Annotated in this window: 21 protein-coding genes; 18 read left to right on the top strand and 3 right to left on the bottom strand. The window is 31.2% G+C overall.

The window, feature by feature from the left end; genetic code table 11:
• Positions 1-8 precede the first annotated feature (8 nt).
• The 6 genes from M2651_RS12930 to M2651_RS12905 all read left to right on the top strand — a co-directional run bounded on the left by M2651_RS12930 (position 9) and on the right by M2651_RS12905 (position 6,163).
• Complete coding sequence (locus M2651_RS12930) at positions 9-1,463, top strand: glycoside hydrolase family 1 protein (RefSeq protein WP_252132756.1); 1,455 nt, start codon at positions 9-11, stop codon at positions 1,461-1,463.
• 113 nt (positions 1,464-1,576) lie between these two features.
• A complete protein-coding gene (gene pgmB / locus M2651_RS12925) occupies positions 1,577-2,218 on the top strand; it encodes a beta-phosphoglucomutase (protein WP_252132755.1) in 642 nt (213 codons plus the stop codon).
• A gap of 242 nt (positions 2,219-2,460) precedes the next feature.
• Positions 2,461-3,294: a PRD domain-containing protein gene (locus M2651_RS12920; protein ID WP_252132754.1), complete on the top strand. Its 834-nt coding sequence runs from the start codon at positions 2,461-2,463 to the stop codon at positions 3,292-3,294.
• Between the two features lie 102 nt (positions 3,295-3,396).
• Entirely contained in the window at positions 3,397-4,821 is a 1,425-nt protein-coding gene (locus M2651_RS12915) for a PTS transporter subunit EIIC (protein WP_252132753.1), read from the top strand.
• A gap of 30 nt (positions 4,822-4,851) precedes the next feature.
• A complete protein-coding gene (locus M2651_RS12910; RefSeq protein ID WP_252132752.1) occupies positions 4,852-5,601 on the top strand; it encodes a ChbG/HpnK family deacetylase in 750 nt (249 codons plus the stop codon).
• A gap of 82 nt (positions 5,602-5,683) precedes the next feature.
• A complete protein-coding gene (locus M2651_RS12905) occupies positions 5,684-6,163 on the top strand; it encodes a PTS sugar transporter subunit IIA (RefSeq protein ID WP_252132751.1) in 480 nt (159 codons plus the stop codon).
• A 215-nt stretch (positions 6,164-6,378) separates the two neighbouring features.
• Here the strand turns inward: M2651_RS12905 and M2651_RS12900 are convergent, their stop codons facing one another.
• Together M2651_RS12900 and M2651_RS12895 are read right to left on the bottom strand one after the other, a co-directional pair.
• Positions 6,379-7,935, bottom strand: a complete 1,557-nt coding sequence (locus tag M2651_RS12900) for a response regulator transcription factor (protein WP_252132750.1) — start codon at positions 7,933-7,935, stop codon at positions 6,379-6,381.
• Between the two features lie 15 nt (positions 7,936-7,950).
• On the bottom strand, positions 7,951-9,756 hold the full coding sequence (locus tag M2651_RS12895) for a sensor histidine kinase (RefSeq protein ID WP_252132749.1): 1,806 nt from the start codon (positions 9,754-9,756) through the stop codon (positions 7,951-7,953).
• Positions 9,757-9,917: 161 nt separating this feature from the next.
• Between M2651_RS12895 and M2651_RS12890 the strand changes: the two genes are divergently transcribed.
• From M2651_RS12890 to M2651_RS12860, 7 genes are all read left to right on the top strand, one after another.
• Positions 9,918-11,222 (top strand): ABC transporter substrate-binding protein, encoded by a 1,305-nt coding sequence (locus M2651_RS12890; protein WP_252132748.1) that lies wholly within the window; start codon positions 9,918-9,920, stop codon positions 11,220-11,222.
• Positions 11,223-11,313: 91 nt separating this feature from the next.
• Positions 11,314-12,267, top strand: a complete 954-nt coding sequence (locus M2651_RS12885; RefSeq protein ID WP_252132747.1) for a carbohydrate ABC transporter permease — start codon at positions 11,314-11,316, stop codon at positions 12,265-12,267.
• Positions 12,264-13,100, top strand: coding sequence for a carbohydrate ABC transporter permease (locus M2651_RS12880; RefSeq protein WP_252132746.1), 837 nt, complete (start codon positions 12,264-12,266; stop codon positions 13,098-13,100). The genes M2651_RS12885 and M2651_RS12880 overlap by 4 nt, the downstream gene beginning before the upstream one ends.
• A gap of 117 nt (positions 13,101-13,217) precedes the next feature.
• Complete coding sequence (locus M2651_RS12875; protein ID WP_252132745.1) at positions 13,218-15,290, top strand: alpha-L-rhamnosidase-related protein; 2,073 nt, start codon at positions 13,218-13,220, stop codon at positions 15,288-15,290.
• Positions 15,291-15,310: 20 nt separating this feature from the next.
• A complete protein-coding gene (locus M2651_RS12870) occupies positions 15,311-16,627 on the top strand; it encodes an alpha-L-rhamnosidase-related protein (RefSeq protein WP_252132744.1) in 1,317 nt (438 codons plus the stop codon).
• Complete coding sequence (locus M2651_RS12865) at positions 16,611-16,892, top strand: alpha-L-rhamnosidase-related protein (protein WP_252132743.1); 282 nt, start codon at positions 16,611-16,613, stop codon at positions 16,890-16,892. The genes M2651_RS12870 and M2651_RS12865 overlap by 17 nt, the downstream gene beginning before the upstream one ends.
• 263 nt (positions 16,893-17,155) lie before the next feature.
• Positions 17,156-19,789 (top strand): PRD domain-containing protein, encoded by a 2,634-nt coding sequence (locus tag M2651_RS12860; RefSeq protein WP_252132742.1) that lies wholly within the window; start codon positions 17,156-17,158, stop codon positions 19,787-19,789.
• Positions 19,790-19,836: 47 nt separating this feature from the next.
• Here the strand turns inward: M2651_RS12860 and M2651_RS12855 are convergent, their stop codons facing one another.
• Positions 19,837-20,262 carry a DUF3284 domain-containing protein gene (locus tag M2651_RS12855; protein WP_252132741.1) on the bottom strand — a complete coding sequence of 142 codons (426 nt, stop codon included), beginning with the start codon at positions 20,260-20,262 and terminating at the stop codon, positions 19,837-19,839.
• 310 nt (positions 20,263-20,572) lie between these two features.
• Between M2651_RS12855 and M2651_RS12850 the strand changes: the two genes are divergently transcribed.
• From M2651_RS12850 to M2651_RS12830, 5 genes are all read left to right on the top strand, one after another.
• Positions 20,573-20,881, top strand: a complete 309-nt coding sequence (locus tag M2651_RS12850) for a PTS lactose/cellobiose transporter subunit IIA (protein ID WP_252132740.1) — start codon at positions 20,573-20,575, stop codon at positions 20,879-20,881.
• A gap of 19 nt (positions 20,882-20,900) precedes the next feature.
• Positions 20,901-21,200, top strand: coding sequence for a PTS sugar transporter subunit IIB (locus M2651_RS12845; protein WP_252132739.1), 300 nt, complete (start codon positions 20,901-20,903; stop codon positions 21,198-21,200).
• Between the two features lie 10 nt (positions 21,201-21,210).
• A complete protein-coding gene (locus M2651_RS12840; RefSeq protein ID WP_252132738.1) occupies positions 21,211-22,524 on the top strand; it encodes a PTS sugar transporter subunit IIC in 1,314 nt (437 codons plus the stop codon).
• A 42-nt stretch (positions 22,525-22,566) separates the two neighbouring features.
• Positions 22,567-24,045: a family 1 glycosylhydrolase gene (locus tag M2651_RS12835; protein WP_252132737.1), complete on the top strand. Its 1,479-nt coding sequence runs from the start codon at positions 22,567-22,569 to the stop codon at positions 24,043-24,045.
• 166 nt (positions 24,046-24,211) lie between these two features.
• Positions 24,212-24,721, top strand: coding sequence for a PadR family transcriptional regulator (locus M2651_RS12830; RefSeq protein ID WP_252132736.1), 510 nt, complete (start codon positions 24,212-24,214; stop codon positions 24,719-24,721).
• Positions 24,722-24,788: the final 67 nt, after the last annotated feature.

The following is a 24,788-nucleotide window of genomic DNA, read 5'->3' as shown; positions in this document are numbered from 1 at the left end:
GAAATATTATGAGTAATGTATTAGCAAAGTTTCCCCAAGGATTTTTGTGGGGAGGAGCAACTGCTGCAAATCAGTTTGAAGGCGGTTATAGAGAAGGAGGAAAGGGTTTAAGTACTGCAGATGTAATGACAGGAGGAACACATACAATCCCAAGAAGAATTACACCTGTTTTAGAGGAAGGAACTTATTATCCAAGCCATGAAGCAATTGATTTTTATCATCGTTATAAGGAAGATATTAAATTGTTTGCTGAAATGGGATTTAAGGTTTTCAGAATGTCTATAGCCTGGTCAAGAATATTCCCAAACGGTGATGACAAGGAGCCAAATGAAGAAGGCCTGAAGTTTTATGATGATGTGTTTGCAGAACTAAAGAAATATAATATAGAACCTTTAGTTACAATATCACATTATGAAGCACCTTTTAATTTAACCAAAAAGTATAACGGCTGGGCAGACAGAAGAGTAATTGATTTTTATGTTAAATATTGTGAAACAATTTTTAACAGATATAAAAATGTTGTTAAGTACTGGCTGACTTTTAATGAAATAAACGCTTTAACGATGCCTTTAGGAACCTTCATGGCAGGAGCAATTATGCCAGAGGGGAATGGAGAATTTACAAATGCTGCATTAAACAATGATCAGATTAGATTCCAGGCTTTGCATCATCAGTTTGTAGCAAGTGCAAAAGCAGTAAAGCTCGGTCATGAAATAAATAAAGACTTCAAGATAGGCTGTATGATTGCGTATATGTGTACTTATCCGCTCACTCCTAATCCAGAAGATGTAATTTTAGCTCAAAATAAGGATAATCTAAGCAATTTCCTTTGTTCCGATGTTCAAGTAAGAGGGGAATACCCAGGCTTTGCAAAAAGGTTTTTTAAAGAAAATAATATTAATATAGTAATGGAAAAAGATGATGAAAAAATTTTAAAAGAAGGCTGTGTTGATTTTTATACCTTCAGCTATTATATGTCTTTCTGTGTTAGTGCAGACCCAAATCAGGAGAAAATAGGAGGAAATCTTTCCTTAGGATTAAAAAATCCATACCTTAAAGCAAGTGATTGGGGATGGCAGATTGATCCAAAAGGATTAAGATGGACTTTAAATAATATTTACAATAGATACAGAATTCCGTTAATGGTTGTAGAAAACGGTCTAGGTGCTGTTGATACTGTAGAGGCAGATGGCTCAATTAATGATGATTATAGAATAGATTATTTAAGAGAGCACATCAAAGAAATGAGGGAAGCTATAACTGATGGAGTTGATTTAATGGGTTATACTCCTTGGGGCTGCATAGACCTAGTAAGTGCATCTACAGGAGAGATGAAAAAACGTTACGGATTTATTTATGTTGATAAGGACAACGAAGGAAAAGGAACTCTTGACAGAAAGAGAAAAAAGAGTTTCTACTGGTATAAAAAAGTTATAGAAACTAATGGAGAAGAATTAGAATAAAAAGTTTGTAAATCAGATGTAACCTAGGTTATAACTAAATTCACTCTTCCTAATTTAGAAATATTTTGATAAAATAGACATATTACTAAGGTTTTAGAATAGGAAGTGAATTAATGAGTATAAGAGCAGTAATTTTTGATTTAGACGGAGTTATAGTATCTACAGATGAGTATCATTATCAGGCTTGGAAGAAGATTGCTGATGAAGAAGGCATATATTTTGACAGAGAGATTAATGAAAATCTTCGCGGAGTAAGCCGTATGGAAAGCTTGGAGATTATTTTAAAAAGGGCAGAAAAACAGTATAGTGAAGCAGAAAAGCTTAATTTAGCTCAAATAAAAAATGATTTTTATAGAGAGCTTTTAAATAATCTCTCTCCTGCAGATATTTTAACTGGAGTTATGAAAGTATTGGAACAGTTAAAAGAAAGAAACATAAAAATTGCTATAGGTTCTTCCAGCAAGAATACCCCATTTATATTAGAGAAGATAGGCTTAGGCAGTTATTTTGATGCTGTAGCTGATGGGAATGAAATAAAAAACAGCAAGCCAGACCCAGAAGTATTCTTACTTGCAGCTAAAAAGCTGAACATTCAGCCTGAAGACTGTCTGGTTGTGGAAGATGCAGATGCAGGAGTGGAAGCTGCATTAGCTGGGGGAATGAAAGTTTTAGGAGTAGGTTTTGCATCAAACAATGAAAAAGCTACCTTTAGAGCAAAAGACTTGTCTGTAGTTGATATTAATGAAATAATATAATAAAAGGGCGGTTAATTTTTTACCGTCCTTTTATTTCGGCTTTTATTGCTTTAAATTTTTTTTGAGTTTTAACAGCATTAGTTTTATCGGTATATTAAAAAGTTAATACAGTATATTGACATTAGTGTAAACGTACGCTAAAATAATAGACAAGGATTGTTACTCTTTGAGGCATTACCTGTCTTTACTGGTATGTTTCAGGGAGTTTTTTGTTTTTTGAATAAACTTAAAAGGAGTCAGATATGAGGGTCGTTAAAAAGATTAACAACAATGTAGCAATATGTGTTGATAGTAAAAATAAAGAATTAATTGCTTTTGGAAAAGGAATTGGTTTTCCTGCGATGCCTTATGAGCTTTCGGATTTAAGCTTAATTTCAATGACCTTCTATAGAATTGACAGCAGTTTATATAATTTGATTGGAGAGATTCCTGAAAATATATTTGAGGTTTCTGCACTGCTTGTGCACAAGGCTCAGTCAACATTAAAATGCAATTTGAATCCTAATTTGGTAGTTGGTTTGGCGGATCATATTAATTTTGCAATTATGCGAATGAAAAAGTATAAAAAAATGCAGATGCTGTTTTCCTATGATGTGGAGCAGTTATATCCAAAGGAAACTGAACTTGGAAGATATGCAATCAAATTAATCCAGGAAAAACTTTATGTGAAACTTCCAGATAGTGAAATCACAAGTATAGCTATGCATTTTGTTAATGCAGAGGAAGAAAAGGAACCAGAAGAAGGACCAGATACAGAAGCGTTAATTGAAGAAGCAGCTTATAAGATTGAAAGCTTTTTTTCCGTATCAATAGATAGAAATGGTTTTAATTATAACAGATTTGCTATGCATTTTAGATATTATTTAAAAAGGATTAAAGAGAAAAAACAGTTTATGGATGATAATACTTCAATTATTGAAGCTATGAAAGAAAAGTATCCGAAGGTTTATGAATGTGCTTATATGATAGGGAATTTTATTGATGAGAAACTTGGGGATAAAAGCTCAGAAAATGAAATTCTTTATTTGATGATGCATATTAGTAGAATGATTAATAATATAATAATTAAAGATTAAGGATTGTTACTCGTAATGGAGGCATTACCCAAAACTGATGTGAGAATAAAATCATATTGGTTTGGGTTTTTTTATTTAAAAATAATAAGGAGGAAAAAAAAGATGTCTAAAAATGAAAAGTTTCAAAAAACTGCTGAGGATGTTTTAAAGGCGGTTGGGGGAAAGGAAAATGTCACACTAGTTACTCATTGTATGACTAGACTTCGTTTTAATCTCAAAGATGAGAGTATACCAGACCAAGATGAAATTAAAAAAATTCCAGGTGTTTTAGGTGTAATGAAGGCTGGAGGTCAGTTGCAGATTATAATTGGACAGACTGTAGATCAGGTTTTCAACTGTTTATGTGAAATAGGAGGCTTTGAAAATAGTTCAAGAATTAATGAAAATCTTGATAAGGAAGAAAAGAAAATAACATTTAAGTCTATAGGAAGCAGTATACTCGATGGGCTTGCAGGCTGCCTTACACCTTTAATCCCGCTGATGATGGCAGCATCTATGTTTAAGCTTTTTGCAGCATTACTTGGACCAAGTATGCTTAAGGTAATAAGTGAATCAAATGATTTATATAAATTGTTTACTTTCGTAGGGGACGCAGGATTCTATTTTTTCCCAATTGTAGTTGGATATACAGCTGCTAAAAAGTTTGGCGCTACACCTGTGATTGGAATGTTCTTAGGTGCAATAATGCTTCATCCAACTTTTGTTGATATGGCAGCTAAGGGAACTTATTTTACTGTTTATGGAATTCCAGCAAAAGCTCAGAATTATTCAAGTACTATTTTACCGATTATAATGTCAGTATTTGTTATGTCGTATGTTGAAAAATTCTTTAAAAAGTATTTACCCAGTACATTAAAGACAATTCTTGCACCATCATTAACAATACTTGTTATGCTGCCTATTACTCTTTGTATTTTAGGTCCAGCTGGTTCTTTCATTGGAACTTACTTCTGTAATGCACTTTTAGGACTTTCTAAGGCATCAGGTTTTGTTGGAATTCTTGTAATTGCTGTTATTGGTGCATTGTGGGAATTTTTAGTAATGAGCGGTATGCATGTTGTTTTAATTTCTGCTCTTATTCTTGTGTTTACAAGCACTGGTCATGAAGCTTTAGTAAGTCCTGGTGCTATTTCAGCCAGCCTTGCTGTTTCAGGTATGTGTTTAGGAGCAGCACTTCGCATTAAAGAAAAAGAACAAAAAAGTCTTAGTGTAGGTTATCTTATTGCTGGTTTTATTGGAGGAGTTACTGAACCTGGGCTTTATGGTATAGGAATGAGGTATAAGCGTCCGTTTGTAGGTATGATGATAGGTGGCTTTGCAGGAGGACTTTATGCTGCTATAATGGGAGTAAGTGCTTACACCATGGTTCCTGTTGCAAGTGTACTTGCTGTGCTTGGTTATGCAGGAGGTCCCTTTTCAAACTTAATTCAGGGTAGTATTTCAAGTGTTATTGCTTTTGTTGCTGCTACTATAGCTACGTATTTTCTGGGTTTTAAAAAAGATGATCCAATTGTTAGAAAGCAATAATAGAAGAATGCGGGTGAAAGGAAGATTAAAATGAAAAAATTGCTTATGAGAGCTGATGACTTAGGATATTCAGAGGGAGTTAATTATGGTATTGCTAAAAGTGTAAAAGAAGGCATTATTAAAAGTGTAGGAGTTATGACGAATATGCCTTTAGTTGTTCATGGATTAGAGCTTTTAAAAGGCACAGAGGTTTGCTTTGGACAGCATACAAATATCTGTGTAGGTAAACCGCTTACAGATCCATATTTAATACCAAGTATTACAAATGAAAAGGGTGAATTTAAATCATCGAAGGAATATCGTGAGGCAAAGGAAGATTTTGTTGTTTTAGATGAAGTTATACTGGAAATTGAAGCACAATATAAAAGATTTGTAGAGCTTGTGGGAGAGCCTCCACGTTATTTTGAAGGACATGCTGTTGCAAGTACAAATTTTTTTAAAGGGCTGGAGATTGTAGCAGAAAAGTATGGTTTAAAGTATTCAGGATTTTCCATAGACGGAACACCATTAAAGATTGCCAGCAAAGAGATTTACATAAGTATGGACAGCATGAAGCCTGATTATGATCCTTATGAATCATTAAAAAAATTAGTAGAAAATGCTGAAGATGACAAGTATTATATGTATGTTTGTCATCCAGGATATCTAGATGGTTATATTTTAAAGCATTCATCACTTACTATACCAAGACCTCTAGAAGTTGATATGGTATGTGATCCAAATATAAGAAAATGGCTTGAAGAATCAAAAGTAGAACTTATAACTTATGATGATTTATAAAATTGTTTAGTATTTAAGCATTTTAGGTGAAATATAAGTTGCAGCTCGGATCAATCTAATACAGAAAAGAGGTTGACAATAGATGTTTAATTTTTTTAAGAAGTCAAAATTTGAGGTTATATCTCCTGCTAAAGGAAAATTAAAAGATATAACGGAAGTATCAGATGAAGTTTTTTCTTCTAAAACATTAGGGCAGGGTTTTGCGATAGAGCCATTAACTGGAGAAGTATATTCTCCGGTTAATGGTATTATTAAGGCAGTTTTTCCAACCTTTCATGCAGTTGGTATTAAAGCTTATAATGGTACTGAAATTCTGATTCATATAGGTGTTGATACAGTAAATCTTAATGGTGAAGGATTTAAGGCTTTTGTAGTTCAAGGTCAAAAGGTGAAAGCTGGAGATTTACTTATAAAGTTTGATTTGGAAAAAATAAAAAGCAAAGTGCCATCTACTGACGTAATTGTAGTTTTTAGTACAGGGGAGTCCTGTGAGCTTTTAAAAAACGCACAAAAAGTTGATAAGGGAGAAACAGATATAATTAATATAAATACAAAAGAGTAATGTAATATTTGATGTTTTTGAATTAGTAGAGCAATCAGGAATTTTAAAAAACTTGGAATAGCTTTCAAGGGTAAAGAGGTATTGGTAAAGGAAAACTAAAGCAATTATAGAGGTAGTGTAAATAAATATTACAAGATCTATTTACACTACCTCTATAATTTTACAAGTCAAATATATACTGTAAAAATTTCTTTATGATATAAATGTGATTTTTATTATTTAACCTGTTCCATTATTCTATATTTTTCAGGTGTATATCCGCTTAGCTTTTTAAATACCCTAAAGAAGTACTTGTCATTATCAAACCCAAGCATTTTAGCAATCTTATAGATTTTATAATCAGTAGTTTTTAGCAGCTCCTTAGCTTTTTCAATTCTCACTTTGTTTACAAAATCAATAAGATTTTCACCAGTTTTTTCTTTAAATAAAAAGCTTAAGTAGCTTGGGTTTAGAAAAAATAAACTAGATATTTTTTCTAGATTAATATCGTTGCTGTAATTTTTTTTAATATATTTTTTAATGTTTTCAATTAATTCTTCTGATGGATACACATTCTTATCTTTAAACATAGAGGTTAATCTGCTTAACATCTGTATAGAGGAACTTTTAATTTTATTATAATCAAAATTGTTGTTTAAAATAGCTTCATAATCATTTGTAAAAGAATATTTCTTTAAAATATCATAATGATCTTTTAGCATATTTCTAATGCTTCTGAAAACTGTAAGGCAGTTATATTTTATAGTAACAAGTGTTAAAGGAGATATGTTTTCTAATGTGTTAAAAAACTCATTTATAAGCTCTAAAACCTTTCTTTCATTTCCTGCTTCTATAAAAAATACAAGTGTATCAATCTTATCCCAGTCCGACTCTACAGGGGATATTTCATAGTTATCATAAATTAAGATATAAAAGTTATCTCTAACATCTCTTTTATTAAGTGCCTCTAAGGACTCAAGATAGCAGTTATTTATAAGGCTTAAATCAGCTGTAATGCTGCTGAAGCTTAAATACATATTGGAAAAAGATAGTGATTTTAGATGTTCGTAAATTTCAATACCCTGCTTTTTAACAAAGGCTGATATTTCACCGTTTGATTCATTATTAAAAGCATATAATACAAAACAGAGATTTATTTTAGAGGAACCAGGTATCAAAACGCAGTTTTCAGCAAAATTTGAAAAAGTGAGCATGTTTTCATAAATATCTTTTGAACTCTTTTCTGGCGAATAAATTGATAAAAGAAGAAAACTGTGAAAATTTTTTAATGTTTTTATTTTTGTAGATTTAAAGTATCCGCTATCATAAACGGTTTGACAGCTGGTTATTAAATCTGAAAGATAATTTATGTCAAATTCAGTTTCAATTTGTTCAAGCTTTTTAGTTGCGGACAGCTCTTTATCAATAGAATTAATTGCTTTTGTAAAAGACTTATAAATTTCCTCTTTATTAAAAGGCTTTAAAATATAGTCAACAACATTTGCAGATATTGCTTCCTGTAAATATTCAAAATCGGAATAACCGCTTATTACAATAATTTTAATCTCTGGATAATCCTGCTGTAATTTTTTTAAAAGTGCTTTACCATCCATAAGAGGCATTCTCATATCAGTTAAAATTATGTGAGGCTTTACTTTTTCAATAAGTTCAATTGCTTCTTCTCCATTTTCAGCTTCACCAGCAAGCTCAATTTCTAAATCCAGCTTTTCTATTTTTTTAAGTATACCTTTTCTAATTAAACGTTCATCATCAACTACGATAAATTTATACATATTAACACCTCTAATCTAAAGTTTAGGAATGCGTATTGTTACCTTTGTTCCAAGGTTTTCACGGCTTTCAAAAGTTAGGCCGTAATCATTTCCATAGTAAAGCTGTATTCTTGAATGTATATTTTTTATACCTATGCTCTGCTTGTCTCTTCTTCCGAGGTCAGTTATTTTAGGCTCCTGATTTAAAAGATTATTTATCTCTTCTACCTGCTCAGGGGAAGCTCCAAGACCATTATCAGAAACTTCAAGAAATATGAGATTATTTTCGCTAAAGCCGCGTATTTTAAGTTCACCATGGTCTCTTTTATGTTCAAGTCCATGGTATAATGAATTTTCTACAATAGGCTGGAGTATAAGTTTTAATATTTTCTCATTTTTTAAATTTTCTTCTATATCAAACGTATAAGAAAATTTATTGTCATATCGGATTTTTTGAATTTCAAGGTAATTGTTAACATGAGCAAGTTCTTCATTTAAAGATACTAATTCGCTTTTGGTTTTAATTGCATATCTGAACATATCGCCTAAAGCTTTAGAAATAATTGCAATACTTTCCACTTCTTCAATTTCAGCTATACTGTTTATGGATTCTAAGGTATTGTAAAGAAAATGAGAGTTTATTTGAGCTTCTAAAGCTTTCATTTGTGAATCTAAAGTTATAAGTCTGTTTTGATAGCTCTCTTTTATAAAAGTATTTATTTCATTTATCATGTTGTTATACTCATTATAAAGCACTCCTATTTCATCATTTCGCTTAAGATATTTTTTTGTGGTTACAAGTTTGTGTGATACATTTTTACTCATTATTGTACTTAGTTCGGTTATAGGCTTAGTAAGGTGCTTTGATAAAATAAATGATAGTATAACAAAAATTATTGCACAGGTAATTGAGATATACAGTATTAACTTTTTAGTAGGCTCAAATTGTTTGCTCAATTCATTTATTGAAATGGAGGCAACAACTTTCCATTTATAATTAGGTAAAGACTTAAAAACGGTTAACAACTGCTTATTATCGCTGCTAAAGTTTCCTTCAGACTGTTCTTTAGTTTTCGTATATATATCATCTGACAGCTGCTGCCCTATTTGAGCCATTGTATTATCAAAGATGATTTTACCATCTTCATTTATTACATATATATTTGTGCTGTTTGGAACTAAGTCTTTATCCAAACCTTTGAATATATCTATACTACAGTCAAGCAATATAACACCAAGAAATTCAAGTGTCTGGTAATCATAAAGTGCTCTGGAAAAAAATATAGAATCTGTTTCATGAATTAGAAAATTCTTTTTGCTAAAGTCACTTGCATAAAGTATGCCGTTATTTTCAACAGTATTTTTATACCAGTCGTCATTAAAAGGCTTATAATCAGGCTTTAAATCATTCCTGTTAGTGTAGGTAATATTGTATCCTCCTGGAGTGAATATATAAATGCCATTAAGGTAATTGTAGCTGCTTACAAGGTTCTTAAAAATAAAGTTCATGTGTTTTCTGCTTATATAAAGGTCATAATCACTAACATTAGCAGAAGGATTACTGAATTTTTTAAGCTCATCAGCAACGGTATTGCCTGTTGCCCAATTATAGGTTTCAACGGAATATTGCTGAAAAGAGGAGGTAATGCGGCCTATATCCAGTAAAATATTATCAAGCCTTTCTACAGAGCTACTAACAGTATTTGAGGCAATCAGTGAAATTTGTTTACTAACAAGGTTTGTATAACTGTTGTAAGAGATTTTTGTTATGATTAAAATTGGAATTATAGATATGGCTGTAAATATTAAAAAAAATTTAGTTTTTATATTGTTTAAATTCATAGGAGCCTCCTTATGAAATCGATTCTAAAAAAAGTATACCATAATTACTAAAGTAAGTACAATATAGGTTGTAATATAATTAAATCAGCACGAAAGATAAGTGAACCTACTTATGTAATCGTGTAAATATACTAAAAATCAGATTAAGGGGGAAAAGTTAAATGAAAAAAAGCTTAGCAATAATAATTGCATCAGCAATTACTGCAGCTGTGTTTACTGGATGTAGTAAAAAAGATAACTCTGCTACAACAAGTGAAACCGGTTCAGCTAAAAAAATTACCATAAGCATGATGGTATCTGGTACAAGAGGACCAAGTGGACAAGATTTTGCTCTTGATTTGTTACCTCAGAAAGTTAAGGAAGCATTTCCTAACATTACTTTAGAATCAACAAAAATGCCAGATGATCAGTATCAAACTGCAATAAAAACAAAGCTTGCTTCAGGAGAAGCACCTGATATATTTTTAGTGTGGCCTAAGACTGGAACAGTTGGAGCGATAGATATGGCTAAAGCTGGATATCTTATGGATATGTCAAATATGAAATTCTGGGATAACATAGCACCAGGAGCAAAAGAAGATATGTCTTATAATGGAAAACCATACGCTGTTTCAGATGGATTAGATATGATAGGTGTTTACTACAATAAAGATACTTTCAAAAAAGCTGGCATAGCTTCAGAACCACAGAATTGGGATGAATTTTTAGCAGTTTGTGAAAAACTTAAGGTTTCTGGAATAACACCAATTGTAATAGGAGATAAGGATGCATGGATGATGCAGCTAGGATTGTATCAGATTGCTGCAAACGTTCTTTACCCTCAGGATAAAGATTTTGATAAGAAGCTTCAGGCAGGTACTGCTACATTTAGTAATTCAGCCTGGACTAAAGTAATATCAATGTATAAGGAGCTTTATGATAAAGGTTATATGATAAAGAACTCTTTAGGATTATCTCAAGCACAGGCGACACAGACTTTTATTGATGGAAAAACTGCTATGTATATTGATGGTACATGGGATTATAAGTCTATTATGAATAAAGGAGCAGTTGATTTTGAAAGAGGATATATGCCTCTTCCAGCTAACGCTGCTGGACAGCCTATTTATGTTTCTGCTGCTTCAGCTGCGGGATACGCAATTAATGCAAAAACAAAATACCCTGAAGAAGTAAAGAAAATATTTGAATTAATGTATGACGGAAAATCAGACTTATTTAAAACATGGAGAGATTCAAATCCATCCATAAGTGTATTTAAGGGAGTTCCATTAAAAAATGAGCTAAATAAAGGTTTATATGATATATATCAAAAAGGTAATTCTTTCTACTTCTGCAATCAGATGTGGCCAGGCGGAGTAGCTGATGAAATGGAAGCAAAATTTGGTGAATTAATCAGCGGAAAGGGAACTGTTGAAGACGTTGTAAAGGCTATGGATGCAAAATTCAAACAGCTTTGGAAAAACTAAGATTTAGTTTGCAGGTAGTTTAAATAATAGGGGAGTGGTTTCATGCTATTCCCCTAATTAAGCAGAAAGATATGAAGAAAGGGTGATGGTAGTGAATTTATCAGTTATAAAGAATGCATCGGCAAAGTCAAAAAAGTCTAAATTTAGCAAGAATACTACCAATGTTAATTCATTGATAATGAATAAAAAACTTTATTTATTTGTAATACCTGCTTTAATAATGTATCTTTTATTTTGGATATTTCCTATATTTAAAATATTTCAATATAGTGTTACTGACTATAATGGTTTTGCACAAAATTATAATTATATTGGTTTAAAAAACTATTCTGAGCTTGCAAAAGAAGGTGTGTTAGTAAATTCTATATCAAACACTTTAATTTATACCGTGTTGGTTGTTTTTCTAGGAAATGTTATTTCTTTAATATTAGCTCTTATATTAAATATGAAAATTAGAGGGAAGGGTTTTTATCGTTCCGCTGCATATATACCTACATTATTTAGTGCTATAGTAGTTGGTTTTATCTGGAGTTATGTTTATATGCCAGACAGTGGCCTTATTGCATCACTTTTTAAATCGTTAGGGATAAATACTGATAATTTAAACTTTTTAGGAAAGCCGTCATCGGCACTATATTCAATAGTTGTAGTAGATATATGGAAAAATATTGGTACAACAACAATAATTTATTTAGCTGGTCTTCAGACCGTACCTAATGAATTACTGGAAGCTGGGAAAATTGACGGATGCAGCGGATGGCAGCTTAATAGATATGTAAGAATTCCTCTTTTGGCTGCATCAGTTACTATAAATGTTGCACTCAGCATAATTAATGGTTTAAAAGCTTTTGACTATCCTTTTATCATGACAAATGGTGGGCCGGGAAAAACTACAAATACACTCATATATTCTTTATATAAATTAGCATTCACTGAGCAGCAGTTTGGTAAAGCCTCTGCACTTGGAGTAGTTGCTTTTGCAATAATTGTAGCAATAACTGCAGTAACAGTTATACAAATGAACAAGAAGGAGGTATCTGTATGAATAAATGCAACGCTTACAAAAAAATATTGGTTCATTCAGGAATTGTTTTATTCCTGCTGATTAATCTGCTTCCTATAATAATTGTTTTATCAAGCTCTTTACGTTCAGCTTCAAATATGACAAATCCTTTAAATCTTTTTAATGAATTTACTTTTGAAAGCTATAAAACTGCATTTATAAGAATGCGTTTTGGTACTGCTTTTATGAATAGTTTAATAATTACAGTGATTTCAGTTGTAGCTATTGTAATAATAGCACCAATGGCTGCTTATCCATTGGCAAGAATTAATAATAAATTAAGTAAATTTTTATATCTGTTTTTTTTAGGAGGACTTGTTGTTCCAGGACAGATGGCTGTACTTCCTGTAGTTCAAATGATAAAGAGTCTGCGTATCCCAAGTGGACAATATACCCCTATTATAATGTTTATAACCTGTAGTCTTCCATTTTCTGTGTTTTTATACACAGGTTTTATAAAGTCAAGTGTACCTCAAGAAGTAGAGGAAGCTGCTTATTTAGATGGATGTGGAGCGTTCTATAGATTCTGGAAAATTGTATTCCCATTATTATTACCTGCTACAGTTTCAGTAGTGATAACACAAGCAATATGGATATGGAATGACTATTTTTTCAATATGATTTTTATTACAAAGAGCAGTCAGACACCACTTCCCCTTGCAATGCTCGGATTTATGGGAGATAAAGAAAATCCAACACAATGGAATACCCTTTTTGCTGCTTGTGTTTTATGTGCTTTACCTTTAATTGCAGCTTTTAGTGTTCTTCAAAAGTATTTTATGGAAGGTATAGCAGCTGGTTCTGTTAAAGGATAGATTTTATAATGTAATAATAAAACAACAATTATATAGAATCATGGAGTTAAAATATAAAATAAACTTCATGATTTTTCACTTATGTTAAAATAATTTTAATTTTGAGGAGAGCTGATTATGAATAATAATATTAAAGCTACATGGATTTGGTATCCTGGAGATTTTGAAATTTGGCAGCATCTAAAGATATCCACTAGGCGTAACGAAAGAAACACTATTTTTCCAGTATTTTGGAAATTAGATACTTTTTATCCAAACGTAGTATTCAGAAAAGAAGTTTTTTTAAAAAAAGCAGAAATTGTTAAGATTTATGTAGATGGTGATTTTCATATCTTAATAGATGGGATAAGACAAAGAAATGTTGATAATATTATTACAGTACCAGAGGGAAATCATACCTTAAGCGTAGCTGTTACAAATCAGCAGAGTGTACCTGCAATTTTTGTTGAGGGTGAAACAATTGTATCAGACGGCAGCTGGGAGGTAACAATTTATGATGGAAATTGGCCTAAAGCAGGTTATTGGAATTTATATAATAAGGAAGTTCCTCCATCAAAGTTCAAGCTGCCTGTAATAGAGATATTTCCAATAAATGTGGAAAAGCGTTCTTGTTCATATTTTTTAGATTTTGGAAAGGAAGTTTATGCAAGTTTAAAGCTCTTTAAAGTATGTGGTAACGGGAAAGTTTTTATTTATTATGGTGAATCTGTAGAAGAAGCAATGTCACCTGAGCACTGTGTACTTCTAGATTACTGTGAAGTTTCAGCAAATAATATTGAATATGATTTTAAATTAAGAGCATTCCGATATATTAATATAGTATGTGAAGAAAATGTAGAGATAGGCAAGTTTTCAGCAATGTTTGAGTATTTGCCTTTAGAATACCGTGGAGTTTTCAAGTGTTCTGATGAAAGATTGAATGAAATATGGGAAATTTCAAGATATACTCTTCATCTTAATACAAGAGAGTTTTTTCTTGATGGAATAAAAAGGGACGGCTGGGTTTGGTCCGCAGATGCATATCAGAGTTTTCTGATGAATTATTATTGCTTTTTTAACAATGAAGTTTGTAAGAGAACAATGATAGCACTTAGGGGAAAAGACCCTATAGTAAGCCATATTAATACGATTTTAGATTACTCTTTTTTTTGGTTTTTAAGTTTGTATGATTATTATTTATATACTGGAGATTTTGAATTTTTAAGACAAAATTATAGTAAAATGCTGACTTTAATGATATTTTGCTTAAATAGAACAAATAATAGTGGTATGGTGGAAGGCCTTCCTGGAGATTGGGTATTTATTGATTGGGCGGATATGGATAAGAGAGGAGAAGTAAGTGCTGAACAGATATTGTTTTGTAGAAGCTTAGAAATAATGAAACAAATTTCTCAGCTTTTAAATTATAATGATAAAGCAGATAAATTTGCCTCTCATGCAAAAGATATTCGCAGCAAAATTTTAGACTATTACTGGAATGAAAAGCTTGGAGGATTAGTTACAACTCGTGTTGAGGAAAAACCTTCTGAAGAGATAACAAAACATGCAAATATATTTGCTTTGTTATTTCATTTTTTAAATGATACCCAAACTGATAGTGTTATAAAAAATGTTATATTAAATGATAGTATACAAAAGATTAAGACTCCATACTTTAGATTTTATGAACTGGCAGCTCTTTGCGAGGCTGGACAACATGATTTTGTAATAAAAGAAATTCTTGATTACTGGGGAGGTATGCTAGATTTAGGTGCAACTACTTTCTGGGAAGAATACAATCCAAATTTAGAGGGTGCAGAGCATTATGCAATGTATGGAGAACCTTTTGACAAGAGCCTTTGTCATGCATGGGGAGCAAGTCCGATATACCTTCTTGGGAAGTACTATATTGGTGTATCTCCATTAAAACCAGGTTACGAAACTTATGAGGTAAAACCAAATTTAGGTACATTGTCTTGGATTGAAGGAAGTGTACCTACTCCTAAGGGAGATATTAATGTGTATATGGATAAATCATTGATAAAAGTAAAAGCTTCATCTCATAAAGGATATTTAAGATTTTACAGTAGTATTCCACCTGAAAGTAATTTAGGAGAAATAAGTTTAATTGGAGAAAAATTTTATGAACTTATTATAGATATTCACAATGAAGAATATATTGTAAAATACGAACCGATCGCTCAAAAATAAAATTTACAGGAGGTTATAAAATGAGTGAAGTTCCAAGTATGCAAAAAACAAAAATGATAATTAAGAAAAATGATAAATTTATTAAAATAGCTGAGAGTTTAAAGCCAAAATTAATAAAAGATAAAGTTTATCCAAAGCAGATTGTAGATGTTATAAGAGATAAAGATGCAATCCATGGATGGAAGGTTGTTAAGGTTTCAGAAATAGATACTATTAAAAAAGAGGCTTATGGTAAAAGTGACAGTTTTATACTTGATTTTGGAGATCATGAAGTTGGATATTTAACAATAAAGGTAAGGCCTGTAGGCAGTCCTCCAGATGCACCGCTGCGTCTAAAACTTTCCTTTGGAGAAATGCCTGTTGAGGTGAAGGAGCCTTTTTCAGAATATAAAGGCTGGATTAGCAGCTCTTGGCTTCAAGAGGAAGTTATAAATGTTGATATATTGCCAGCGGAGCTTAAGCTGCCAAGAAGATACAGCTTTAGATATTTGAAGGTTGAGGTAGTGGATACGTCGCAAAAGTATAAAGTTTCTTTTGACGAAATTTATTGTACGACGGTAACTTCAGCTGATGTATCTAAAGTTAAGAAACTGCCGGAAACTTTAGATAAAGAACTTCAGATAATAGATAAAATAAGCATTAAAACACTGCAGGATTGCATGCAGGACGTATTTGAAGATGGACCAAAAAGGGACAGAAGACTTTGGATTGGAGATTTAAGACTTCAGGCTGCTGCAAATTATAAGACGTTTAAAAATTATGATTTAGTAAAGAGATGTTTATATTTATTTGCGGGTGTAACTAATGAAAATGGACAGGTTTCTGCCTGTATTTTTACAGAACCTGAACCAATACCGGATGATACTTTCCTATATGATTATTCTTTATTCTTTGTAGATATATTATATAATTATTATAAAGCTTCAAAGGATATAAAAGTGATAAAGGATTTATGGCCTACTGCAGTGAGACAGATTGAAATTGCATTAGAAAGATTAGATGAAAATAATATTGTAAAAGATGATGAAACCTGGTGGGCATTTATAGATTGGAATGAAAAATTAAATAAGCAGGCACCAGCTCAGGCGGTATTAATATACTGCATGAAAAGAGCTTTAGCTTTAGCAGAAGAACTAAATTTGAAGGAAAAAGATTTCTTAAAGAAAAAGATTGATGAAATTTCAGAAGCAGCAGTAAAACACCTTTATGATAAAGAGCAAGGCTTTTTTGTAAGCGGAAAAGAGAAATCAGTTTCCTGGGCAGCACAGGTTTGGATGGTACTGGCAGAAGTACTTCCAAAAGAAAAAAAATGCAGAGTTAATGGAAAGATTATTTGAAAAACAGCCGGAAATTAAGCTTACAACTCCTTATGCCTACCATCATTTAATTGATGCGTTAATTTTAAGCGGAAAGAAAGATTTTGCTGTAGAGCAGATGAAGGCTTACTGGGGAGAAATGGTTAAGGATGGAGCAGATACCTTCTGGGAATTGTATGATCCAAAAAATAAGTATTTTTCACCTTACGGAAGCTATCTTATTAACAGCTACTGCCATGCCTGGAGCTGTACACCTACTTATTTTATAAGAGAGTATTTGATATAATCAATTTTAAAATAAAGGCAGTATCAGTATTTTGAAATATTGATACTGTTTTTTATTAACTAAACTTTTTGTAAATTGTTTAGCATAACTTTTGTATCATGATGTTATATATTAAATAACAATTATTTAAAATGCTTCAGGAGACGTTTTTAATTGTAAATTATTTACTTTAAATTTATAATTAGAATATAATATTTTTATATTCTGTATATTCGTAAAATTAGAAATTTATATACACTAATAAAAAATAAGGGGGATATAAAGTGAAAACTGCAAAGGAAACTGTATATGAATTTATACAAAAAGAAATTTATAGTAAAAATGAAAATAAAAACGGACTGCAGACAAAAACTATTGCTGAAGCTTTAGGATTACAACGTTCCAATGTAAGCGCTTTATTAAATGAATTGGTAAAAGAAGGTAAGCTTATTAAAACAACTACAAGACCAGTGTATTATAAAATTCCTGAACAAATTCATCAAAGTTCAGAAAAATCCTGTTTTAATCAATTGATTGGCTATAACGATAGTTTAAGAAATGCTATTCAGTTAGCAAAAGCTGCAATTCTTTACCCCCGTTCAAGTTTAAATGTTCTGCTTTCTTCTAAAACGGGATGCGGAACAACCTATTTTGCTTCATTAATGTTTGAATTTGCTAAAGAAAGGGGTGTTTTATCCAAAGATGCACCTTATATAAAAATCGACTGCAGGCATTTTTCTAAGAATGTTTCTGTATTAAATGATGAAATTTTCGGATCTCAAGGTGATTTAAATAATAGTTGTTTTGTAAGAGCACAGGAGGGAATGCTGTTTATTGACAATATTGATTTATTAGATGCCAAGCAGCAAAGCTTTTTGTTTGGATTTTTGGATTCAGGTAAGATATATTCAGAAGATAAATCAAAATCATTAGACTGCAGTGATTTATTTTTAGTATTAGCATGTTCACCGCAGAGTGGCCTGCAAATAAGCCGTATGATTCCTGTTATTATAGAATTACCAGAGCTGAAAGATCGTTCTATGAAGGAACGATTTGATCTTATTAATTATTTTTTTCAGGTTGAAGCAGCTAATTCAGACCGCTCAATTGAAGTTACTGCTGAGTCTATTAAAGCACTATTATTATCAGATTTCAATTACAATGTAAAAGAATTACAACTGGATATTAAAGCTGCCTGTGCAAATGCTTATGTGCGGGTAGTTAATGAATCAGAGCAGGATATTTGTGTATGTGTTAATGATTTTAAAAAACAAATCAGAAAGAGTTTACTGAAGCTCAAAAGTTATAATAATGAAATTGATTTACTTATAGGAAATAGAGAATTAATTATTTATGATAAAAATATCGATAATCAAGGGCATCATGATTCTTATTCTATATTTGATATGTATTCTGAAATTAAAAAACAGTATGATGAATTATCTAATTTAGGTATTAATGATAGAGGTATTAAAAATGTTATAAATACTCATATTCGTAATCTATTTAAAAAGTATCGTTATTATAATGGTTTTGATAATTTAAATAATTTAGAGCAGCTTTCTAAAATTGTAGATCCAAGAATTATCAATATGGTTACGGATTTTTTAAGTATTAGTAAAAAAGAATTAGGAATAAACTTCAAACCTAACGTATTTTATGGTCTTTGCTTACATATTAATTCTTTATTAACATTAAATCTTAATCAGCAGAGAGTAGATAATGATCAAATTGTTAAAATTGTTCAAAATTATCCTCAGGAATATGCGGCAAGTGTACAGTTTGCGTCAGTTTTAAAAGAAAAGATTAATTTGGACTTACCTGTTAGCGAAATAGTTTTAATTGCTATGTTCTTAATTGAAACAGATGAAAATAACGATGATGAACATCCTGTGCTTCTTTATATCATGCATGGCAGCGGAACAGCTTCTTCTTTAAAAGATGTTACTAATAGTTTAACTCATTGTAATAATGCATATAGTTATGATTTAACTTTGGAGATGGGAACAAGACAAGCCATGGAAGAAATTAAATCGTTAATTCAGAAAATTGATTGCGGAAAAGGTGTTATTGTAATATATGATATGGGTTCCATAAAAACAATGCTTGAAACAATTGCTGAAGAAATAGATGTAAAAATCAGATATATAAATATTCCTATTACTTTGATAGGCATTGATATTGCTAGAAAATGTTCAATGGAGAGCGATATCGATTATGTTTATCATATGGCTAATGTAGAGATTAATAATATGAAGAAAAATGAAGAAAAACATAATAATATTATTATTACTTTATGTTATACAGGCGAAGGCGGAGCAATACAGTTAAAACGTTATATTGACCAGTATTCAAAACTGGGAATGAAAACAATAGCTTTATCAATATCTTCACGTAATGAACTGTTAAAAGAGGTTTTAGCTCTTCAGAAAACATATAACATTCATAGTTTTGTTGGTACATATGATCCTAAATTATTTGGCATTCCATATATTTCTATAGAAAAAGTTTTTAAAAGTTCAAAAGAAGATTTAGATCGTATACTTATGTTTGAACCTGTTAATTCACATTCCATTAATTACAATGATGTATACAAGTATTTAGAAGAACAGTTCAGATATGTATCAATATCTAAACTTAAAACAGTGCTACCAAATATTATTGATGAATTCAGCATTTTATATCCATTTACAGAAGAACAGCGAGTTGGATTATTTATGCATTTGGCATGCTTGGTAGAAAGATTATTAGAAGGTAAATCTATAATAGATAATGCTGACAAAAATAAGATAATTTCAATATTTGAAGAGGATTATCAAGCTATTGTGAGAATTTTAAAAACTTTGGAAAAAACATTTAAAATTATAATAAATGATAGTGAAATCGCAAATATTATTATGATTGTAAAAAAAATATGAAAAAATGTATCCTCTGTTTAATTTACAGAGGATACATTTTTTACAATTCATTTGCTGCTGTTTACAATTTTTTTCTGAATGTCATAAAGAGTATTGGACATCCTTCCATAGTAAACAGCTTCACTGAAAAGTTTCATGAATTTGCTGTGTTTTTGATTTTCAAAACTTTGAATATGCTGATTAAATATTACTTTTAAGCCGTCGTCTGCCGTTTCAGTTTCAAAGGAAATTGTAATTGTGTCAATTACTGATTTGATTTGTGACTTGAAAAATGAACCTCTTTTATAATCTAATATACATACATCAATACGAGTAAGAGCGTCATTATCAAATTTTGAATATATCAGTCCTTTCTTAATATCTTTTTCGCTCAATTCTTTTCCTGTGCATTGATAAATATTAGATAAGAGATCCTTTTCAAGAAAATCATAAAAATCTTTTTCTGTTACTTTTAATATTCTTGTTAGCTTCATATAAACATTATAGCATGTTTCTGGAAAATAAATACATAATAACAAAAAATATATAAAAATATACTTTATAAATAATATGGTTATACACCAAAATTAAAATGCAATTGAAATTTATACACTAAATTAATTATATTAAAAAAATATCTATTTTCTTAAATAACATGATTATTTTAATAAAATACACTGAATAAATACTGTATACAAGTATAATTCAATATGCTTGTAATCGTTTTGACAAATAATTTTCAATACATTAAAATGAAATTGTGAAAAGGAAAATTTATACATCTGTTGAAGGGAGGGTTGTTTCATGGGAGATGAAAATGATTTAATACCAATGACAATTATTGCTAATTCAGGTGATGCACGTTCATTAGCATTTCAGGCATTAGAAGAAGCTAAAGCTGGAAATTTTCAAAAGGCTGAAGAGCTTTTAGCTGAATCTGAAGCGGCAGCAAATTTAGCACATAAAGCACAGACAGAATTATTATTTAAAGAAGCTAATGGTGAGAAACAGGATGTTAACGTATTGCTTGTACACTCGCAAGACCATTTAATGACAAGTATGCTTGCACACGAACTTATAAAAGAAATTATTTTACTTTATAAAAATAAATAAAATGAGGGGGAAGAAAACAATGAAAATTTTATTAATATGTGCTGGTGGAATGTCAACAAGTATTTTAATGAAAAAGATGGAAAGTTATTGGAGAGAAGCTGGGGAAGAACTAGAGATTAAAGCAGTTGGACTTGCTGAGTATCAGGATGTATATCAAAATTATGACATTATTCTTATGGGACCTCAGGTATCATATCGTCTTAAGGAAGTAAAGGAAAATACGGGAATGCCATGTGCTGTAATACAATCTTTTGACTATGCTGTTGCAAATTGTCCTAATATTATGAAGTTAGTTAAAAAGCTATATGCTGAAAAATAAGGAGGGCAATATGGAAAAATTATTTGAAAGTAAATTCATGATTAAACTTCAGGATTTTGGTCAAAAGCTAGGCAGTAACAAATTTTTAGCTGCTTTACAGGCTGCTATGATGTCCTTAATGGGTATTATCATGGTTGGTGCTATATCGCAGATTTTATGTTCATTAGGCAGTGAAACTATGCTTAACCTTTTTAGTTCAAAGAGTAAAATTTATTCAACACTTTATCTGCCATATCAATTTACGATGAATTGTTTATCAGTGTGGGTTGTTGCTTTACTGGCATTTAATTATGCAAAAAACTTGAAAATGAAATCTCCAATTATGAATGCAGTTGATGCACTAGTATGTTTCTTGTTAATATCCGGCAGTTTAATTACAACTGAAGCAGGAATTACAGGTATTAGTATGACCTATCTTGGAGCTCAGGGAATGTTTATTGGATTTATTGTTGTGTTTATATCTGTTCATATTGAAAAATACTGTGCTGATAAAAATATCCGTATTAAAATGCCAGATGTAGTTCCGCCTTTCTTAAAGGATGGTTTCTCAGCAATTTTACCATTATTATTCAATATTATTTTGTTTTTAGTTGTTTCCACTGTTGTAGTATCAGCTACAGGAGGAGCTTATAACATCTGTTCAGGATTTATGAAAATATTAGGTGTACCATTAAATGCATTAACATCAGTTCCTGGAATGTTCGTTCTTTGTATTTTTGGTGCTATATTATGGTGTTTTGGTATTCATGGTACAATGATTTTAATTCCAATTATTATGCCGTTAGGTATTCAGGCAACAGTTGCAAATGCAGCATTACATGAAGCAGGTAAGCCTCTTGTATTTTACCCGGTTGCATTATTCGGGGCAATTGCTACCTGTGGAGGTACAGGAAATACTCTGCCTCTTGTACTAATGGGATTACGCTCTAAATCTAAACAAATTAAAGCAGTTGCAAAAGTTTCTGTTGTTCCAGGGTGGTTCGGAATTAATGAACCGGTTACATTTGGTATGCCAATTATGTACAATCCTGTTCTCTGTATTCCTTATATATTAAATATTCCTTTTGTTATGATATGCACATATTTTGGATATAAACTAGGATTTTTAACACCTGGATGGATTTCTATCTCAGCATTACTTCCAATGGGATTTGGTAGATATTTGTCTACACTTAAATGGCAGAATGCAATTTGGGATTATTTAATGTTAATTCCTGCTGCAATTGTATGGTATCCATTCTTTAAGATTTATGAAAAACAATTAGTTGCTCAAGAATCTGCTGCTTTAGCAGAAGAGGCATATGACGGAACAATAACGATGTAAAATTAAGTGCTTTTTTTATAAAAGAAAGGAGAAGAAAAAAACATGAGTTTTCCTAAAAATTTCTTATGGGGTGGTGCAACTGCTGCAAATCAGTACGAAGGAGGATGGAATGAAGGTGGAAAGGGCATTAATACATCAGATGTTATGACAGCTGGTTCTCATACCATTCCTCGCCGAGTGACTTATAAAAATGTAAAAACTGGTGAAACAGGATCAATAATCGGTTTTGGACCATATGCAAAATTCCCAGAAAACTGTATTCCTGCAGTTATTGAAGGTGAATACTATCCAAGTCATGTGGCAACGGATTTTTATCATCGTTATAAAGAAGATATTGCATATATGGGAGAAATGGGATTTAAGACATTTCGTTTAAGTATGAATTGGGCGCGTATTTTTCCGCATGGTGATGATTCAGAGCCTAATGAAGAAGGATTAAAGTTTTATGATAAAGTATTTGACGAATGTGCAAAATATGGAATAGAACCTTTAGTAACATTATCACATTATGAAACTCCTCTTCACTTAGCAATTCAATACGGCGGCTGGGCAAACAGAAAATGTATAGATTTTTTTGAAAACTATGCAAAAACAGTTTTTAAATATTATGAAGAAAAAGTAAAATACTGGCTGACGTTTAATGAAATTAATTGTATGGAATTTGCTCCATTTGTTGCAGGAGGATTACTTGATCCATCACCGCAGAATAAGGCTCAGGCAGCTCACAATCAGTTTGTGGCAAGTGCAAAAGCCGTTAAAGCAGCCCGTGAAATAAATACCGAAATAAAAGTAGGACAAATGCTTGCGTACCAACCAATTTATCCTTACACTTGTGATCCTTATGATCAGTTACTAGCTATGGAAATAGCTCAAAATACTTTCTTTTATGCTGATGTACAGACGGGAGGGCATTATCCTGCCTACAGATTAAAAAAATATGAAAGAGAAGGTATTGTACTTAATACAGAAAGTGATGATTTTGAGCTTCTTGAAAAATATTCAGCTGATTTTTTAAGTTTTTCCTGTTATGGTTCTACTACAGTTTCAACACATGAGGATGTTAATAAGAGCAGTGGGAATCTTATTATGGGAATTAAAAATCCGTATTTAGAAACTAATGCCTGGGGGTGGGCAACGGATCCCGCATGTTTAAGAATTGCATTAAATACGCTGTATAACAGGTATCATAAACCATTATGGATTGTAGAAAACGGCATTGGCTGGGATGATAAAAAAGAAGAAGATGGAAGTGTACATGATACTTATCGTATTGAGTATTTACGTAAAAATATAAAATCAATGAGAGATGCAGTTAATATTGATGGTGTTGATTTAATGGGATATACAATGTGGGGATGTATAGATTTAGTTTCTGCAGGAACCGGTGAAATGAAAAAAAGATATGGTTTTGTTTATGTAGATCGTGATGACAGAGGGAATGGAACATTAGAAAGAAGCAGGAAGGACAGTTTCTATTGGTATAAAAAAGTAATTGAAACTAATGGAGAAGATTTAGATTAATTATAAAAAGAGGCTACAAGGCCTCTTTTTATAATTGCTTCAGATTTATTTATCTTTGTAGTTTTATGTTGATTTTATCACAATCTATAATATATGTATTAAAAAATATATTTATTATGGAAAAACAGTGTTATAATAAATAAGTAATAAAGAAAGTGGTGATTTTATGAGAACTTTAAAATATGCAATTTTAGGTTTGTTAAATAGAAAACCTATGACTGGATATGATTTAAGCAAAGAATTCAATTATCAGTTAGTTAATTTCTGGAGTGCAAATCATAGTCAGATATATCCGGAATTAAAAAGATTATTAGATGAAAAGCTTGTAGTATATAATATTGAAATAAGCGGAGATGTACTGCAAAAAAAAGTTTATACAATTACAGAAAAGGGAAAAAAGGAATTTATAAAGTGGTTAAATAAAGATGAGCCAATGGAACCAACTCCTAAAAATGTTTTTCGACTTAGAATGTATTTTTGCAATAACTTAGATTCAGATACAAGAATACGCCTTTTAGAGCATCAGTTAGCTCAACATGAAGAAAGGCTTGCTTTTTTATTAACTCATATGCAGCGTTATAGTAGCGTGCCACCATTAGATAGTGATGATTTTGGAGATTATTTAGTTTTAGATGGAGCTATTATGAGGGAAAAAACAACAATGGTGTTAGTATAATATTGTAGACATAGAAAGCCGAACACTTTAAAATAAAGAAAAGAGAAGGAAGTGTTTACAATGGCAA

This window comes from Clostridium caldaquaticum (assembly GCF_023806125.1).
Taxonomy (GTDB): domain Bacteria; phylum Bacillota; class Clostridia; order Clostridiales; family Clostridiaceae; genus Clostridium_AT; species Clostridium_AT caldaquaticum.
The sequence above is the reverse complement of the archived record's forward strand: the minus strand, read 5'-3'. Positions and strand labels throughout refer to the sequence as shown.